The organism is Neobacillus sp. 114 (genome assembly GCF_030127045.1).
Classification (GTDB): Bacteria; Bacillota; Bacilli; order Bacillales; family Cytobacillaceae; genus Neobacillus; species Neobacillus rhizophilus.
Map to the genome: position 1 here is coordinate 486,926 of NZ_CP126144.1, position 17,887 is coordinate 504,812.

The window sequence follows — 17,887 nt, forward strand, 5'->3', positions numbered from 1 at the left end:
CGAGTGAGTATGAATAATTAAACGAAGAGTAGGGAATAGACAGGATAACAGTGAATGAGAGGAAGTCCTTCAAATGCTTGGAGTTGCAATTACAATAGTGGCAGCCATTATAATTTTTGTTTTTGAAATTCCTAAATTGCGAAAAAAAAAGTTAACAAAAGAGCTATGGGTATTTTCCGTCTTAATGGTTATGGCAGTTGGATTAGGCATAGCAGAAAGCTTGCATTTAAGCATTCCGAACCCTTTGAATGGGATTAGAATGGTTCTCCAGCCAATGAGTAATGTTATAAACGGCTTGCTGAAATAGGTTCGGTGAGAGTAATGGAAAATCTCAAAATAAGCGCACGGCAATTTGCAATTCTAGTTATTTTGTTTTCTGTGGGTACGACGATCTTAGTGATACCTGGCAGCCTTGCTAATGTGGTAAAACAGGATGCCTGGATAACAGCCATTATCGGTACAGTCATTAGTTGTTTGATCGTTGCTTTATTTGTCATGATAGGCAGGATATTCCCTGCGATGACACTGGCTGAAATCATAGAAACACTGCTCGGTAAGTGGGCAGGTAAAATTATTTCCCTTTCGTTTTTTTTCTTTGCTTACATTGCTGCATCAGAACTATTGTATTACTCAGGTACTTTCCTTACCACCCAGATTATGCCCAACACACCAATTGAAGCAATCCATATTGTGCTTGCGTGCATCTTATTGATGGGAATCCGTCTTGGTCTTGAAACGCTGGCACGCTCGGCAGAACTGTTTTTTCCAGTATTTATTTTTTTGTTCGTATTGCTGGTAGGATCAATATTAATAACCCCTGACTTATGGAAATTGCAAAACCTCGAACCTATACTCATCTCTGGAATAAAACCAATGATCCGAGCTGTGTTCATTTATTTAAGCGTTTTCTCGTTCCCATTGATTGTATTATTGATGATTTTTCCTATTTCTGTGAAGCAGCCAAGGGCAGCTGAGAAACTTTTTTTTATGGCAATCGGTATAGCGGGAGTTTGTTTAATCATCTTGATCACACTGACTATCTTAGTATTGGGTCCTGAAGCAAGCGCTAGACAGATGTATCCTAGTTATAATTTAGCAAGGAGGATAAAGATAGGGGATTTTTTGCAGCGGATTGAAGCAGTCTTGGCGATTATGTGGTTTATAACGCTTTTTTTTAAGATGTCCCTTTATTTTTATGCAGCTATCATCAGTTTGGTACAAAGCTTAAACATAAAAGATTATAGGCCGTTTACATTTCCTTTAGGGATGATTATGGTGATGATTTCCCTTTTTTCACATCCCAATGTTAGCCATTCAGCAAAATTCGACTATGAAATTTGGACTGTTTATTCTTTGATATATGGACTTGCTCTTCCTTTATTATTATTAATAATTCATGGATTAAGGAAATGTATAAGGAATGATAAATGAAAACTCGTCGATTGGCGAGTCCGTTAGGGCGATTCATGAGGCGTAGTTGAATTTATGCGTTAAGGAATAATAAAATTTGGGAAATTTTATAATTCCTTATTAGCAAAAAAGAGAAAGCTGCCTTTGGAGTAAAGGCAGCTTTCACTCTTTTTGGGGTGGTTTTGGAGCAGGAGTGTCTTCGCGTACGATATTGTTCTGACTGAATAAACGGGGCCGTTTAGACATGGCCCATCTTGGAAATCGGAAAATGGCATCCTTTTGGTCATCCATGATAAAGGGGCCGAAGGGGGCCATATAAGGCACGCCAAATGAACGCAGGCTGCACATATGAAGCACCATGGCTATCAATCCGACAATAATACCAAATAAACCAAATGAGGCTGCGATGGCCATGAAGGGAAATCGTAACATCCTGATGGCAATGGCCAATTCATAATTACTGACAATAAAACTGGCTATAGCTGTAATGGCGACAACGATAACCATGGCAGCTGACACAAATCCGGCTTCAACCGCTGCAGTGCCGATAACAAGTGTTCCAACAATGGAAACCGCTTGGCCAATCGCTTTTGGCATTCTTAAGCCTGCTTCACGCAATATTTCAAAGCTGACCTCCATCGCAAGTGCTTCAATAAAGGCTGGAAAAGGAACACCTTCCCGCTGTGCGGCAAGGGTAATCAGTAATTGCGTTGGCAGCATTTCCTGATGAAAAGTGGTAATAGCAATATATAATGATGGTGCTAATAAGGCGATAAAAAAACCGATATAACGCAAGAAACGAAGAAGGGTTGTAATATCTGCCCGGTTATAATAATCTTCCGGTGACTGCAAAAACTGTGCGAACACGATAGGTACTGTCATGACAAAGGGTGTGCCGTCAACCAGAATGGCAACACGTCCCTCTAACAGGTCGGCGGCGATGGCATCTGGCCGTTCCGAATGATACATGGTGGGAAAAGGTGTCCATACTCCATCCTGAATTAATTCCTCAATATAACCTGTTTCTAAAACACTGTCAATCTTAATCCGATTGAGCCGCGTGCGTACTTCCTCAACTACCTTGTCATTAACAATTCCTTTTATATACATGATGGAGACGATTGTTTTTGATACTTTTCCAATTTTCCTTGATTCAATCCATAGGTTGTGATCTTTGATTTTCCTCCTGATTAGTGCAGTGTTAACCCGGATATTTTCTGTAAATCCTTCTCGAGGGCCCCTGATTGTCGTCTCAGTCGTTGGCTCCTCCACAGAACGCTGATTCCAGCCTTTCATGTCAATGGAGAAGCCTTTCGAATACCCATCAAATAAAAGAATTACTTTACCGGATAAAAGAGAATCCAAGAGATTCGTAAAATCATCTATATCCTGGATATCTCCGACAGTTAATACCATTTCTTTTAAATAGGATAAAAGGTTCAAACCCGTAAAGGTTTCCACTTCGACATCTGTCATGCGCAAATTATACATTAACGACTCCATTATGAAGTTTTGCGCAGCATGACTATCAATCAATCCGTCTGTAAAAACGACACAAGCTTTAATCCTCCCATCCTTGCCGATTCTGATTTCCCTCGTAATAATGTCGTCGCTGTTACCTAATAATTCTTTAATCTTTTCGATGTTATCCGTTAACAAAGGCTCTAACGGTTCATTATTTTGTTTCGCTTGGCTTTGCGAGGCGGGCTGTTTCGCCGTTTCCTTTTGCATCTCTTTCCATTTGTCTTTAATGGATTTTTTATTAGTACTTTTAAAAAAATTCAAGGTCATGTCCCTCGTATTCCTATTATATTTAAGGTTATTATTTCCACTTGCATTTGGCATATTCCATTTAACGTGGGTCATCATAAAACAATGAAGTGTAGGTTTAATTTACCAGCTGAAAGCTCACAATAATGAATATTCAATTCGTTTCTTAGGGAAGGACATTAATATAATGGAAAAGGCGAAGATTGATGCGAAGCAGCTGTTTTCTCTTATGTTTCTATTTCAATTAGGAACCGGCATTGTCACGAGTATAGGAAAGCAGGCGAAACAGGATGCTTGGATATCAATCGCGCTTGGCATGGCTGGTGCACTTATTCTATTTTTCTTTGTATACTTTCAGATATTCAAGCGGTATCCGAATCTTCCTTTTACCGAGATTTTAGTGCAGGTATTTAGTAAATATATCGGGCTGCCTCTTGGTTTAGTGTATATTTGTTATTTTTTCTTTACCGGTGCATTTAACGTCCGGCATTTAGGCGATACAATGGGAACCTATATTTTAACTGAAACACCTGTCCCTGTTATTATTTTCATCAGTCTCTTATTGGTTTCTTATGGCTGTTATTTAGGAATTGAAGTATTAGGAAGAACGGCAGAAATCTTAATTGGCGCAATGGTTGCCTTTGGCGTCATTGGAAATATAACGGTCATTGCTTCCGGGATTATAAAAATTAAAAATGTACAGCCGGTTTTAGAGTTCGGCTGGCTGCCAGTGCTTAAACAGGCTGTACCCTTAACGGTCTTTTTCCCATTTGGGGAAATCTTTCTTTTCCTGATGATTTTCCCTTACTTAAATAAGCCCGAATTGGTAAAAAGAACGGGTTTATTGTCCGTCTTGTTAAGTGGTTTAGGTCTTTCCTGGACCTTTCTTTTGGTTATTAGTGTAATCGGCGTAAACGCACAGAACGTTGAAATTCCGCTGCTGCTTGCCGTTGAAAAAATCAGTGTTGGTCATATTATCGAGAGAATGGACTCTATCGTGGTTGGGACATTTGCCGTTGGATTTTTTGCGAAAATATTTCTATATGTTTATGTCGTGGTGATTGGGTTAGCCGATCTTTTTAAGTTTAAAAGGTATCAGCCTTTGATTTTACCAGTAGTTGCCCTCATCTTTATTACCTCTATCTTTGGGGCGAAAAATAAAGTTATCTATCAAGATTTTTTTTATTTTAAAATGTGGTATGTAATTGCTTTACCGCTATTGGTCGGGATTCCTGTCATAGTCCTTATTGCGATTTGGGTTCGAAATTATTTTGGTTCATCACAAGCCAATATTCCGAATCAGAAAAAAAGTTAGATAAAAAGGATCGATAAAATATGGTGATAAATTGGCAGCAGGTCTTGGGTTCTTCCGACGATCTTGTCGCGCTTGATCAGGCGACTAGTGATGTGACAAAAGTGCCTTTAGCCTATAAAAAGCAGGGGTGAGTTCGAATGGAAATCCTTCATTCCTTTCAGGATGTATCGAAAAATTGGATTATGAAGCAATCATGGCGGAATTTATTATTTGCCCATTGGCCCGTTCATGTTGATGTGATTCGGCCGTTGGTTCCTAAAGCGTTACAAATCGATACGTTTGAGAGATATGCCTGGATTGGGATTGTTATGTTTGTGATGGATGGGATTTTTCTGCGCGGGTTGCCGAGACTGCCGTTATTTGCAAAGTTCCCGGAAATCAATGTCCGGACCTATGTGAAATATAAAGGAAAGCCCGGCGTCTATTTTTTATCACTTGATGCACCGCATTGGGCAACTTATACCATTGCACGGAAGTGGTACCGGCTGCCGTATTTTTATTCTGAGATTCATGCTTGGGAAAACCGAGTGGAGTTTTCTTACAATAGTGTGAGGAAAGATCGGAAAAGCCCTTCTTCTCCAGTGGGATTTGACGGGAAGTTTAGCGCTTCATCAGAAGTTTATTTTGCAGAAAGCGGAACCCTTGATCACTGGCTGACAGAACGATATTGTCTATACAGTATCGATGCAAAAGGGAACATTTTTTGCGGCGAGATTGACCATTCCCCCTGGCCATTGCACCGTGCAGAAGCAGATATCTACCAAAATACCTTAGTTTCTCCTTTTAAGTTTGACCTTCCAAAGATAACACCGTTCCTTCATTTTTCACCTGGGGTTGATTCTATTTTTTCAAATATTAAGAGAGTAAAGGAATGAGTGAAAGTAAAAAATGGCAAACAGTCCGGTAGACTGTTTGCCATTTATACTATTTAGGATCTTCTTAATACGATGTTTTCCGCACGGTCATATAGCCCGATGACAAATTCGCCTAGCTTATTAAAGATAGAAAACCTCGCAAATAGATAATGAACTAAGAAGGCTGAGCCCACACCAATCACCATTCCGCCAATGACATCCAGAGGGTAATGGACACCGGTCCAGACGCGTGACAAGGAAATGCCAGAGGCAAGAAGCAGCCAAATCCAGCCATCGCGCTTCCGCCAAATCCAGATTGAAGCGGCGATGACGAAGGCTGCCGCCGTGTGGTCGCTCGGGAATGAGGCATTTCTGGCATGATGAATCAGCCAATGAACATGATGCGAGACAAACGGGCGATCCCGGTAAAAAAACATGCCGATCAAGACGTTGATTCCTAGAGCAAGGCAGGCGGAAAAACAAGCTTCGACGACCATTCTACGATTCTTTGCTTTTTGAAAAAACCAATAGAAAAGAATTCCTACCATAAACAAATACTCTGCTTTTTCTGCTAACAACACCATTAATGGGTTAAACACCCGTTCGCTGACCGCTAGATGATTAATCCATTGAAACATGGTGTAATCTAGATTGGATAACATGATGACCCTCCTAATGATGTATCTTTAGATTACCCTTTAAACCGATACCCTGCACCCCAAACCGTCTCGATATATTGCGGGGTGGACGGATCGTTTTCAATCTTTTCGCGAATCCTTCGGATATGGACCGTGACGGTGGAAATGTCGCCCATGGAATCGAGCCCCCATACCCGTTCAAATAACTGCTCCTTGCTGAAGACATGGTTTGGATTTAGGGCCAGAAAGGTTAATACATCGAATTCCTTGGTGGTAAAAATAATCTCTTCATCGTTTATATATACCCTTCTTGACGTTTGGTCGATGCGAAGGCCGCGGATTAGGATGCTGTCATTCTGTGGCACCTTGCCGATCAGTCTCTGGTAACGGGACAGATGCGCCTTTACTCGTGCCACTAGCTCGCTCGGACTAAACGGCTTGACGATATAATCGTCTGCTCCAAGCCCTAAACCACGAATCTTATCGATATCTTCCTTTTTCGCCGAAACCATCAGGATGGGGATGTCTTTCTCGGTTCGGATTGTCTTGCAAATTTGGAACCCGTCTACTCCCGGCAGCATCAGGTCGAGCAGCACGAGGTCAAAATCCTCCGCCAGTGCCTTTTTCAGTCCGGCATCTCCAGTGAAAGCAATTTCAACCGAGAAACCCTCTATTTCTAAATAATCCCGTTCAAGCTCGGCAATACTTTTATCATCTTCAATAATTAAGATGCGTTTCACTACTCAACACCCGCCTTTTTCAACGTAAAAAGTATCGTCGTTCCTTGTCCATCTTGGCTTTCCGCCCAGATGGACCCCTGGTGCTCTTCAATAATTCGTTTCGCAATCGATAGGCCCAGGCCGCTTCCGCCTTTGTCCGTCCCCCGCGCCGAATCAGCACGATAAAAACGGTCAAATATTAAGGATAAACTCTCCTTCGTGATTCCAGGTCCATTATCTATCATTTTAAAAAGAACATAGGAATCGTTTGTTGTTAAATGAAAGGACAGCACTTTGTCCGGTTTATCAATGTATTTCAAGGAATTATCGACAATATTGGTGATGACCCTTTTCAAATTCTCACGGTCTCCAATCACTAGATAATCCCCTGATTTTTCGATATTTAAGTTAATATCAACCCGTTTTCCTTCCACATCAAAACGAAGCTCTTCAACAAAATCCTTCAAATAGTGGTCGAAGTGAATTTTTTCAAAATGAAAAAGAAGCCGCTGCAGATCCAGTTTGGAGTACAAAAAGAGTTCTTCAATCATCCTGTCCAGCTCATTTGCTTTCGAAAGAATCGTCTGCATGTAACGGTCCATTTTTTCTGGGCTGTTGGCGACCCCGTCGCGTATCCCTTCCATGTACCCTTTGATGGTCGTAATCGGTGTTCTTAAATCATGAGAAATGTTGGCAATCAGCTCTTTACGGTTTTCCTCATACGCAAGCTGCGTTTCAATCGATTCCTTTAACCTAACCCGCATTTCCTCGACACCCAAGGCAAGTTGGCCGATTTCATCCTTGGAGTAAACAGGAATCGGGATGCTGAGGTCACCTTCCTTCATGCGCTGGGCAGCCTTTTGCAGCCCGCGGATTGGGCGGATAATGCTTTTGGAGACATAATAGGTCAGTAGTCCATTCGTTCCGATTAAAACCAGAATTAATAAGGTAAATAAAATCGGGAAGAAGGTCCGCACGAATTTGGTCACGCCGCTTGCGTCCTTAACAAAAAACAAGGAGCCCTCGGAACCATCAGGATAATAGAAATCCAGCTTTTTTATCGAAACGAATTGGTGATTTACCTGCTCAACCGGTTCGATTTCCCGGAAGAGGCCAAATGGCGGCAGTTCCTTCTTGTTTAAGTCTTTTAATTTTTCGGGCAAATATATGATCTGTTTTCCTCTTCTTACAATTAAGGAGGTATCGGCGGTTTGAGTTAATCGGCTGTCAAGATCTTTAAGATAAGAGGGATCCGTGAACAGCTCCGGATTTTTCATGGTTTCCTTGCGCAAATCAATAAAAAACTGATTTTGTTCCGATATTTTCTTGTAATGCTCCGGCGGGAGGTAGATCGCCCGCAATTCTTTAACATCCGTTTTAAACAGTAACGCGACTAACACGGCGGATAAGCAAACAAAAATAATCGGCACAAGAATCATGGCTAAATTGGAAATTACAAGCCTTAATTTAATGGACATCGATTCCACTGCTTTCTTTATTAAGATTCTTTTTGGCTTATAAAAGTCCAAAAACCAACCAGTTATTTTCCCGGGTTGATATTGATATTATCTTATACCATCAGCCTCTCCGCAATGAAACGGCGAACAAGATAATCATAACCAAACAGCCTAAACAGGCTATTAAGGAGGTATTAAAAATTTATTAAATTACGGGGGAGGGAGGCAAGCAAGCAAAAAAGGCATAGTAAAAACCAGACCCATCTCTGAGTCTGGTTTTGCTATACCTTTTATGCAAGTCGCATTTTAAAATCTTGATAACCAAATTCACGTACAACTTTGCAATCGCCGTCTTTATCTTTTACTGCAATGGCTGGAAGTGCCATGCCGTTGAAGGTAGTATTTTTAACCATGGTATAGATGGCCATATCGCCGAACACCAAGCGGTCGCCGCTCTTTAATGGCTGGTCAAAAGAATAATCGCCGATCACATCGCCTGTCAGGCAGGTTTGCCCGCCAAGACGATATGTATATGGCTTCTCGCCTGCTTCGCCTGAACCAAAGAGAGGAGGGCGGTAAGGCATTTCTAATACGTCAGGCATATGGCAGGTTGCAGACGTGTCAAGAATAGCGATATCCATTTTATTTTGGTGTAAATCAAGGACAGATGTAATCAGATAGCCAGCGTTAAGAGCAATCGCTTCTCCAGGCTCAAGATATACTTCCAAGCCGTACTTTTCTTGCATTCTCTTAATACAAGCTTCTAGTCTAGGAATATCGTAATCTTCTCTTGTGATATGGTGGCCGCCGCCAAAGTTGATCCATTCCATTTGTGGAAGCCATTCTCCGAATTTTTCTTCCACTGCATTAAGGGTTGTTTCTAGGTCGTCAGAGTTTTGCTGACAAAGGGTGTGGAAATGAAGACCGGACACACCTTCAAGCAATTCCGGACGGAAAAGTTCTCTAGTCACGCCGAAACGGGAACCAGGTGAACATGGATCGTAAATCGCATGTCCAATTTGAGTGGAGCATTCTGGATTGATGCGCAAGCCCACTTTTCTGCCGGCTTTTAAGGCTTTATCTTTAAATCTTTCTAACTGTGAAAAAGAGTTAAAGATAATGTGATCACAAATCGAAATGATTTCATCGATTTCATCTTCACGGTAGGCAGGGGCAAAGACGTGATTCTCTTTGCCCATTTCTTCGTAGCCTAACCGTGCTTCGAACAAACCGCTTGCTGTAGTACCACTTAAATATTGTCCAATGAGGGGATACATTGTTGTCATAGAAAAAGCTTTTTGCGCTAAAACAATCTTCGCTCCGGTACGCTGCATAACGCCGTTAAGGATTTTAAGATTTTTTTCAACAAGCTCTTCATCGACTACATAACATGGTGTTGGTAGTTCTTCAAACCGCATTTTAGCGAACTAGCTCCGGTTGTTTTGAGTCTTCAGGTAGTTCATCAACAAGAACTGGATTGAAATCCTCTACCCATGGAAGTCCCCATTTGTTTAACTCTTCCATGAATGGATCTGGATCGAATTCTTCGATATTGTAAACGCCCGCTTTGTTCCATTTGCCAGTTAAGATCATGGCAGCGCCGATCATGGCCGGAACACCAGTTGTATAAGAGATGGCTTGAGAGCCGACTTCTTTATAGCATTCTTGGTGGTCACAAACATTGTATACGTAATAAGTTTTATCTTTGCCGTCCTTTTTCCCTTTGAAGATACAGCCGATGTTTGTTTTGCCGACTGTACGAGGTCCAAGGGAAGCAGGGTCTGGTAATACTGCTTTCAAGAACTGAAGTGGAATGATTTGCTTTCCTTCGAATTCGATTGGTTCGATAGAAGTCATTCCTACGTTTTCAAGCGCTTTTAGGTGCATAATGTAGCTTTGGCCAAATGTCATGAAGAAACGGATACGCTTAAGTCCTGGCATGTTTTTCGCAAGGGATTCAAGCTCTTCATGGTAAAGGAGATACATATCCTTTTCGCCAACTTCCTTGAAGTTGTAAACGCGTTTGATTTCCATTGGATCTGTTTCAACCCATTTGCCATTTTCCCAATAACGACCGTTAGCAGAAACTTCGCGGATGTTAATTTCCGGGTTAAAGTTTGTTGCGAACGGATAGCCATGGTCGCCGCCGTTACAGTCAAGGATGTCGATATATTCAATTTCGTCAAAATAATGTTTTAATGCATAAGCAGAGAATACGCCTGTCACGCCTGGGTCAAAGCCGCTTCCTAAAAGGGCAGTAATACCAGCTTTTTCAAAGCGCTCTTTGTATTCCCATTGCCATTTGTATTCAAATTTAGCAGTATCTTCAGGCTCATAGTTAGCAGTGTCCATGTAGTGTGTTTTCGTTGCAAGACAAGCATCCATGATGGTTAAGTCTTGGTATGGCAATGCCAGGTTCATGACGATATCTGGCTTTACTTCATTAATTAACGCGATTAGCTCATCAACGTTGTCTGCATCTACTTGAGCAGTGGTAATTTTTGTTTTGGTTGTGCCATCTAATTTAGCTTTAAGCTCGTCACATTTTGATTTTGTACGGCTTGCAATACAAATCTCTTCGAATACTTCGCTGTTTTGAACGCATTTGTGAACGGCAACAGACGCCACGCCGCCAGCCCCGATAATAAGTGCTTTACCCATTTTCATATCCCCTCACTTAGTAATATTTTTCCAACAAAAAAAGCAAGTGTAATTCGCATATTAACGCGCACAACACTTGCTTTAGATATAATCGTCATATTAAAAAGCATAAGTATACCGTAAAAAAACACACGGATACCTCTACCATAATGGTTAATTGGACATTATGAAGAAAGCTTCTAATAATCAAAATATATCAATTGATCAGAGTCTATATAGCAAATAATGCCTTTTTCCACTCTTATTGACCGTTTCACAAGTTGTGTGCATATGCACTGGTTGTAAAGTAACCAACTTATAAAATTTGAGCTTTTAACTCAATCAATAAGGCAACCAAGTTGCCACTCGGCATTTGACCCGGCTGTCCGTATGGCCTTAACTCCCTGAAGGAAGTGGTCAAAATTATCTGCTTGGAAAGACTCAAGATTAGATATATTTTAGCTTTCCAAAATAACGCTTCTTCATATTATCCGTATATGAGATAAATGTCAATAGATTTTTTTGCTTTTTTTGAATTAACATAAATTGGTGATGTATGGGGACGGTTCTGATGCATCACGTAAAGGAAAAGGGGCGGTTCTTCAGCTTCAAAATGAAGCAAAAGAACCGTCCCTTTTGTTTAATTTCTGATCAGATAATCAAATGCGCCTAAGGCTGCAGTTGCTCCTGATCCCATTGAAATGATGATTTGTTTAAATGCGCTGTCGGTACAATCGCCTGCAGCAAAGACTCCAGGGAGGGTTGTAGCGCCGTGTTTGTCTACAATGACTTCACCGAAGCGAGTGCGTTCAACTGTACCATCTAACCACTCGGTGTTTGGAACAAGACCGATTTGAACGAACACACCTTGTAGTTTAACATGGTGTTCTTCGCCAGTTGCGCGGTCAACATAGGTAATACCGTTTACTTTGTCAGTACCGGTAATTTCTTTTGTTTGCGCGTTCTTGATGACTGTTGCATTAGGAAGGCTGTTTAGGCGGTCTTGCAGGACGGAATCAGCCTTTAGCTCCGGAGCGAATTCAATAACGGTTACATGCTTCACAATACCTGCAAGGTCAATCGCTGCTTCAATGCCGGAATTTCCGCCGCCGATAACGGCCACGTCTTTGCCGGCAAACAATGGACCATCACAGTGAGGGCAGTAGGCTACACCCTTGTTTTTGAATTCAGCTTCGCCTGGGACACCGACATTACGCCAGCGTGCACCTGTTGAAAGGATAACCGTCTTACTTTTTAGAACAGCGCCGTTTTCAAGCTCAACTTCAACTAGGTCATTTTTTTCCAAACGTTTCGCACGCTGAAGGTTCATGACATCAACGTTGTACTCTTTCACGTGTTCTTCGAGACTTGCTGCGAGCTTAGGACCTTCCGTGTATTTCGTCCCGATTAGGTTTTCAATACCCAGCGTGTCCATCACCTGGCCGCCGAAGCGTTCTGCCACAATACCAGTACGAATGCCTTTACGTGCAGCGTAAATTGCCGCACTCGCACCGGCAGGGCCGCCGCCGATAACAAGCACATCGTATGGATCTTTATTGGCAAACTCTGAAGCATCTGGTTCGCTGCCAATCTTGGCAAGGATCTCTTCGAGTGACATCCGGCCGCTGCCGAAGGTTTCACCATTTAGGAAAACCGTTGGAACCGCCATGATGTCTTTGCTGTCAACTTCTTCTTTAAATGCCGCACCATCAATCATTGTATGAGAGATGCTTGGGTTAAGAACGCTCATCACGTTCAGTGCTTGTACAACATCAGGACAGTTGTGGCATGTTAGGCTAACGTAAGTTTCAAAGTGATATTCACCTTTAATATTTTTCACTTGGTCAATGACTTTTTGGTCAACCTTCGGTGCTCTTCCGCTAACCTGAAGCAGTGCCAACACTAGGGAAGTAAATTCGTGTCCAAGTGGGACTCCGGCAAATGTTACCCCCGTATCTTCTCCAATCCGATTTACACTAAAGCTTGGCGTTCTCTGCAATTCTGTTTTCTCTACCTTAAAACGGGGTGACATGGTAGCTAATTCGTCCACAAGGGCTAGCATGTCACGAGAAACGTCATCAGATCCAGCGCTAACTTTAAGCAGCACATCGCCCTCCATCATTTGAAGATATTGGGCTAATTGTGCTTTTATATCTGCATCTAAAATCATAGTTAGGACTCCTTAAATTTTGCCAACTAGATCAAGGCTTGGCTTAAGAGTTTGAGCTCCTTCTTGCCATTTAGCAGGGCAAACTTCACCTGGGTTGCTACGAACATACTGTGCTGCTTTAATCTTGTTAACGATTGTGCTTGCGTCACGGCCGATGCCATCTGCATTGATTTCCATAGCCTGGACAACACCGTCTGGATCGATGATGAAAGTAGCGCGTTGTGCAAGACCTTCTGCTTCGTCAAGTACATCGAATGCACGAGTAATCTTTTGTGAAGGGTCGCCGATCATAACATATTCGATTTTGCTGATAGCTGGTGAGTGATCATGCCATGCTTTATGAGTGAAGTGAGTATCTGTTGAACAAGAGTATACTTCAACACCAAGATCTTTAAGAGTTGCATATTGGTTTTGCAGGTCTTCTAATTCAGTAGGGCATACGAATGTGAAGTCTGCTGGATAGAAGCAAAGGACGCTCCATTTACCTTTTAAAGTTTCTTCAGAAACTGAGATAAACTCACCATTTTGGTAAGCTTGTGCTAAGAATGGTTGTACTTCTTTACCGATTAAAGACATAATGATCTTCCTCCTGAGGGTGTATTAATAAATAGTTCACTATAGCAGTATAGCCAAAACTACAGGGAACTAATTATTTTCCTTTTAATTATAATTAGTTTTTTAAAATAATTCTAATACAAGAGATATTATTATATAAATATTGCCGTTTTGTCAAGGAGAATAAACTCTTATTTAAAATAATTGGCGCTAATCAATATACTGACAAAAAAACTCTAATTTTCAATTGTTATTAACATTTCTCAATTAACTGATTCACAGGGACGGTTCTTCTGCCTCAGTGAGGCAGAAGAACCGTCCCTGTGAATCTTTTTTGGATACAATGAATAAATGAAGGGAGTGATACAAGTGGCTGCAGGTGAAGACTTTCAGTTGCGTTTACAACATATTGAGCTTTTATCATCTACTCTGTATTCGGGGATTGAAATTTTCCTTGTCCTGGATGGTGAATTAGTGATTGAAACCAATAGCCGGTTTTATCACCTTAAAGAATATGACTACCTTGTTATTAACCGAAATCAAATATATCAAGTCCGAGGTTCGAAGAAAAATACGGTTTTAACATTAAGTATTTCTGATTCTTTTATTTCGCAATATTATCCGGAGTACCGTCGTTATCAATTTGAGTTGTTTTCCCAGCAAATAGATAGAGGGAAAGAAAATTTGATGTCGGAAATGCGGAAACTACTTGCTCAATTAATGGTTATTTATTGCAGACAGGATGAAGGCTACCGTCTTGAAATGCACGAAATGCTTTGTAAGATTTTAATCACTTTAATTCGCCGATTTAAAAAGCAGGGAAGGATTTCTGAAAATATTCATGTCGAGGATACCAGGCTGAAACAGATTATCTTGTATCTTGAACAGCATTATGATGAACAGCTCACATTGGAGGACGTTGCTCATAAATTTTATCTGTCTCCCAGTTATTTCTCGCGATATTTTAAACAGCAATTAGGTACAGGCTTTATCAATTTTTTAATGAATATTCGTTTAGAACACAGCGTTAAGGATTTGCTCTATACAACCGAATCGATTACGTATATATCATTGAAAAATGGCTTTCCTAATACCAAATCTTTTTCAAATTTGTTTAAGAAGGTTTATGGGGAAACGCCGCATACTTTTCGTGAAAAGAACTCACAGGAAAAAGTTGCTCTAGTTGAAAGCCTTCAGCTGCAAGAATCAGAGACCCTTCTTAGTTCTCCAGATATATTAATGAAATTAGGCGCTCTTATAGCGGAAGGTGAAAATAACAAACCCTTTAGTAATACGGAAACCGGCTTTGAAGAGCTGGAAATTGATGTGAGTTCGGTAAATAGAAAAATATTAAATCATCCAAACCATATTTTAATGATTGGCGAACTAAGGGAATTACTAAAAAAACCCGTTCGAACACAAGTGCTGTTAGCGAAAGAAGATTTACATATCAAATATGTTGGAATTCAGAAATTACTGAGTGGAAGGACGATATCTCCAGCGGTAGAAACAGATGAATTAATACCAACGACATCACCGTATTATAATTCAGATGAAGTCATTCAGTTTATGAAAACGAATGATTTGTCTTTATATATTCAAGTAAACTACGCTGAAATATCATCCGATGAAAATGTCTATCTTCATAAACTACAGAACTTTTTAAAACATTGCTTACAAGTATTCGGTGAAAGTTATCTTGCCACATGGTGCTTTTTATTTTCAGAAACATTTGGTCAGGCTTTTGAGAGTAAACAATTAGAGAAATTTTATTTGAAACTGCGGAATTTAATAAAAACAGAAATTCCTTCGATTCAAGTAGGGGCGTTTTTACCTTTTTCATTTACCGTAGGTACAACAAATGACCAGTATAAATGGATTTTGCAGCAAGCTATGGAAATTGATTTTATCGCCTATAAAGTAAGCCCTAATGAAGTGATCGATTTTAAAGAATTAATCGACCATCATTATGGGTTAGCAAAAGATTTTATAAAGGAAAAAACGGATAAATTAAAGCAATATTTAAAATCGCATTCCATTGAGAAGCCGCTGCATTTGCTGACTTGGAACACCATTTCAGGAAATACCCGATATACGAACGGAACCTTTTTCCGGGGAGCTTTAATCTTGAATGATGCCATAAAAGTTTCGGATGACGTGAAAACGCTCGGTTTCTGGATTAATACCGAAACACACGAGCAAAATATCGGAGGAAAAGATATTCCCCTAGAAGGAATGGAGTTGTTTCATTATTTTAATGGTAAGCGGCCTGTCTATTATGCCATGTCATTCTTCAAAAAATTGCAAGGTAAAGTAGTCGCAAAGGGTCCATCTTATATCATGACAGAAAATGAACGCGGCTATCAGCTTGTATTAATGAACAGTAATATTGTGAACCCCTATTTTTCAATTGAAGAAACTTTTCTGCAAAAATTAATGAGAGAAATGCGGGTAACGATTAAAGGGATTGCCTGCGGTGAATATCAAATTCGCAAATATGTTTTTGATAAAGACCATGGGGCCCTTTATAAAAACTGGAGGGAAAACAATAGTAAATATGGTATGGACCAAGAGATTATTGACTATATTATCCGGACAAGCCATCCAAGTTTAGAGGTTTTTGATGAAATGATTGATGAGGAGTGGTCGTTTTACTCCTATTTAACTATAAATGCGGTTCACTTTTTTGAAATAAGAAAAGTAATCCTATAAGGTAAAAAATTGACCGTAAAATTTTGTGTTCCTATTTTTTAAGTTAATAAATGCCTTTGACGATACCGTTATCTGCATAAAAAATGACTCCTTTTACAAGGGGTCATTTTTTTATAATAAAGGCACAAGATGATTTAAATCACCTGTTTTACTTTTAAAAGTTTGCAGTTTAACCAAGACAAAAAAAACAAATTATAATGGTCAAGGAGGAATTTATGATGACCTATAAAGGTACAAATAAATTAATTACCGGGATTGTGTTTGGCGTTATTACATTCTGGCTGTTTGCACAAGCAATGGTCAATGTCGTCCCATCTGTTCAAGCGGATTTAGGGGTATCACTTGAGGCGTTGAATATAGCGATTAGCTTAAGTGCTTTATTTTCAGGTATGTTTATTGTGGCTGCGGGCGGGCTTGCAGATAAAATAGGCCGTAAAAAAATTACCAATATTGGATTGATTTTAAGCATTATCGGATCCCTTTGTTTAGTTTTTGCCCAAGGGGCGGTTCTTCTTATTATCGGTCGGATCATTCAAGGCTTGTCCGCAGCATGTATTATGCCGGCAACTATTGCGTTAGTAAAAGCGTATTATGAGGGAGCAGATAGACAGCGAGCATTAAGCTTTTGGTCCATCGGTTCTTGGGGCGGATCAGGGGTTTGTTCATTTGCCGGGGGCGCGATTGCTACTTACATGGGATGGAGATGGATCTTTATCTTTTCCATCATATTTGCCCTTCTTGGTATGTTTTTAATTAAGGATACTCCTGAGAGTAAGGGTGAAACATCTGGTGCTTTTAAATTCGATTATGCAGGCTTAGTCATCTTCATTATTACCATGCTTGCGTTAAACGTATTTATCGCCTTTGGAGCAGATTTAGGGTGGACAAGCCCAACTACCATCATTCTTGCGGCTGTTGCGATTGTTGGAGCGATTGTCTTTTTCAAGGTGGAAAAAAACAAAAAAATCGTGCTAATTGACTTTTCTTTATTTAAAAATAAGCCATACGCAGGAGCGACCTATTCAAACTTCCTATTAAATGCAATCGCAGGCACACTTGTTGTCGCAAACACTTATGTTCAAGTCGGCAGGGGATTCACAGCCTTCCAATCAGGTATGCTGTCACTCGGCTACTTGGTTGCTGTGTTAGCCATGATTCGAGTCGGAGAGAAAATTCTTCAAAAAGTTGGCGCGAAGAAACCGATGATTTGGGGAACGATTATTACAACAGTTGGCGTTGCGATGATGGGATTAACCTTCCTGAATGACTTATCATATACGATTGCCGTGTTTATTGGCTTTGCCTTATTTGGCCTGGGACTTGGAATATATGCAACCCCTTCTACTGATACTTCAGTATCCAATGCTCCATCCAACAAAGTGGGGGAAGCAGCTGGAATTTATAAAATGGCAAGTTCGCTTGGCGGCGCCTTCGGTGTGGCGATTTCCGCGACAGTCTACAGCACAATGGCGGCCGTTACCAGCATTGAAGTCGCAGCAACCGCAGGCGTGATTGTAAATGTGATCTTTGGCGTGCTGGCGCTGTTATCAATTATCATCATGGTTCCGCAAAATGCAGGGAAAGAGAAAGAGCGTGGGCGTGTTCTAAAGACCAAACCCCAAGCAAGTTAATGTGCGGAGAATTTTT

Annotated in this window: 14 protein-coding genes; 6 read left to right on the top strand and 8 right to left on the bottom strand. The window is 40.6% G+C overall.

The genetic code is table 11. The features are described 5' to 3' along the window. Positions 1–73: 73 nt before the first annotated feature. Positions 74–307 carry a hypothetical protein gene (locus tag QNN06_RS02370; RefSeq protein WP_284036888.1) on the top strand — a complete coding sequence of 78 codons (234 nt, stop codon included), beginning with the start codon at positions 74–76 and terminating at the stop codon, positions 305–307. A gap of 14 nt (positions 308–321) precedes the next feature. Continuing rightward, complete coding sequence (locus tag QNN06_RS02375) at positions 322–1,431, top strand: GerAB/ArcD/ProY family transporter (protein ID WP_284036889.1); 1,110 nt, start codon at positions 322–324, stop codon at positions 1,429–1,431. A 141-nt stretch (positions 1,432–1,572) separates the two neighbouring features. Here QNN06_RS02375 and QNN06_RS02380 read toward each other — a convergent pair whose 3' ends face one another. Beyond that, the gene (locus QNN06_RS02380; RefSeq protein ID WP_284037877.1) at positions 1,573–3,141 is read right to left on the bottom strand and encodes a spore germination protein; all 1,569 of its coding nucleotides are present in this window, start codon (positions 3,139–3,141) and stop codon (positions 1,573–1,575) included. A gap of 226 nt (positions 3,142–3,367) precedes the next feature. On the opposite strand from QNN06_RS02380, the gene QNN06_RS02385 reads away from it, so the two are divergent. Then, a complete protein-coding gene (locus QNN06_RS02385; protein WP_284036890.1) occupies positions 3,368–4,495 on the top strand; it encodes a GerAB/ArcD/ProY family transporter in 1,128 nt (375 codons plus the stop codon). A gap of 137 nt (positions 4,496–4,632) precedes the next feature. Beyond that, complete coding sequence (locus tag QNN06_RS02390; protein WP_284036891.1) at positions 4,633–5,370, top strand: YqjF family protein; 738 nt, start codon at positions 4,633–4,635, stop codon at positions 5,368–5,370. A 53-nt stretch (positions 5,371–5,423) separates the two neighbouring features. On the opposite strand, the gene QNN06_RS02395 is transcribed toward QNN06_RS02390, so the two are convergent. The 7 genes from QNN06_RS02395 to ahpC form a co-directional block, all read right to left on the bottom strand. After that, complete coding sequence (locus QNN06_RS02395) at positions 5,424–6,011, bottom strand: undecaprenyl-diphosphatase (protein ID WP_284036892.1); 588 nt, start codon at positions 6,009–6,011, stop codon at positions 5,424–5,426. 29 nt (positions 6,012–6,040) lie between these two features. After that, on the bottom strand, positions 6,041–6,727 hold the full coding sequence (locus QNN06_RS02400; protein WP_213120762.1) for a response regulator transcription factor: 687 nt from the start codon (positions 6,725–6,727) through the stop codon (positions 6,041–6,043). Beyond that, positions 6,727–8,184 (bottom strand): sensor histidine kinase, encoded by a 1,458-nt coding sequence (locus tag QNN06_RS02405; RefSeq protein WP_284036893.1) that lies wholly within the window; start codon positions 8,182–8,184, stop codon positions 6,727–6,729. The genes QNN06_RS02400 and QNN06_RS02405 overlap by 1 nt, the downstream gene beginning before the upstream one ends. Positions 8,185–8,453: 269 nt before the next feature. After that, entirely contained in the window at positions 8,454–9,581 is a 1,128-nt protein-coding gene (gene nspC, locus QNN06_RS02410) for a carboxynorspermidine decarboxylase (protein WP_217034350.1), read from the bottom strand. Position 9,582: 1 nt separating this feature from the next. Next, positions 9,583–10,824 (bottom strand): saccharopine dehydrogenase family protein, encoded by a 1,242-nt coding sequence (locus tag QNN06_RS02415; protein ID WP_284036894.1) that lies wholly within the window; start codon positions 10,822–10,824, stop codon positions 9,583–9,585. A 619-nt stretch (positions 10,825–11,443) separates the two neighbouring features. Further along, positions 11,444–12,973: an alkyl hydroperoxide reductase subunit F gene (ahpF, locus tag QNN06_RS02420; protein ID WP_217034354.1), complete on the bottom strand. Its 1,530-nt coding sequence runs from the start codon at positions 12,971–12,973 to the stop codon at positions 11,444–11,446. A gap of 12 nt (positions 12,974–12,985) precedes the next feature. Next, positions 12,986–13,549: an alkyl hydroperoxide reductase subunit C gene (gene ahpC / locus QNN06_RS02425; RefSeq protein ID WP_213120757.1), complete on the bottom strand. Its 564-nt coding sequence runs from the start codon at positions 13,547–13,549 to the stop codon at positions 12,986–12,988. Positions 13,550–13,897: 348 nt separating this feature from the next. Between ahpC and QNN06_RS02430 the strand changes: the two genes are divergently transcribed. After that, positions 13,898–16,240, top strand: coding sequence for a helix-turn-helix domain-containing protein (locus QNN06_RS02430; RefSeq protein WP_284036895.1), 2,343 nt, complete (start codon positions 13,898–13,900; stop codon positions 16,238–16,240). 215 nt (positions 16,241–16,455) lie between these two features. Next, complete coding sequence (locus tag QNN06_RS02435; RefSeq protein WP_213120755.1) at positions 16,456–17,871, top strand: MFS transporter; 1,416 nt, start codon at positions 16,456–16,458, stop codon at positions 17,869–17,871. Positions 17,872–17,887 lie beyond the last annotated feature (16 nt).

What these genes read in the sequence shown, in the direction of transcription:
- QNN06_RS02415 (WP_284036894.1), bottom strand. Translation starts at nt 10,824, where the DNA reads ATGGGTAAAGCACTTATTATCGGGGCTGGCGGCGTGGCGTCTGTTGCC.
- QNN06_RS02380 (WP_284037877.1), bottom strand. Translation starts at nt 3,141, where the DNA reads ATGCAAAAGGAAACGGCGAAACAGCCCGCCTCGCAAAGCCAAGCGAAA.
- QNN06_RS02375 (WP_284036889.1), top strand. Translation starts at nt 322, where the DNA reads ATGGAAAATCTCAAAATAAGCGCACGGCAATTTGCAATTCTAGTTATT.
- QNN06_RS02435 (WP_213120755.1), top strand. Translation starts at nt 16,456, where the DNA reads ATGATGACCTATAAAGGTACAAATAAATTAATTACCGGGATTGTGTTT.
- ahpF (WP_217034354.1), bottom strand. Translation starts at nt 12,973, where the DNA reads ATGATTTTAGATGCAGATATAAAAGCACAATTAGCCCAATATCTTCAA.
- QNN06_RS02395 (WP_284036892.1), bottom strand. Translation starts at nt 6,011, where the DNA reads ATGTTATCCAATCTAGATTACACCATGTTTCAATGGATTAATCATCTA.
- QNN06_RS02370 (WP_284036888.1), top strand. Translation starts at nt 74, where the DNA reads ATGCTTGGAGTTGCAATTACAATAGTGGCAGCCATTATAATTTTTGTT.
- ahpC (WP_213120757.1), bottom strand. Translation starts at nt 13,549, where the DNA reads ATGTCTTTAATCGGTAAAGAAGTACAACCATTCTTAGCACAAGCTTAC.
- QNN06_RS02390 (WP_284036891.1), top strand. Translation starts at nt 4,633, where the DNA reads ATGGAAATCCTTCATTCCTTTCAGGATGTATCGAAAAATTGGATTATG.
- QNN06_RS02405 (WP_284036893.1), bottom strand. Translation starts at nt 8,184, where the DNA reads ATGTCCATTAAATTAAGGCTTGTAATTTCCAATTTAGCCATGATTCTT.
- nspC (WP_217034350.1), bottom strand. Translation starts at nt 9,581, where the DNA reads ATGCGGTTTGAAGAACTACCAACACCATGTTATGTAGTCGATGAAGAG.
- QNN06_RS02385 (WP_284036890.1), top strand. Translation starts at nt 3,368, where the DNA reads ATGGAAAAGGCGAAGATTGATGCGAAGCAGCTGTTTTCTCTTATGTTT.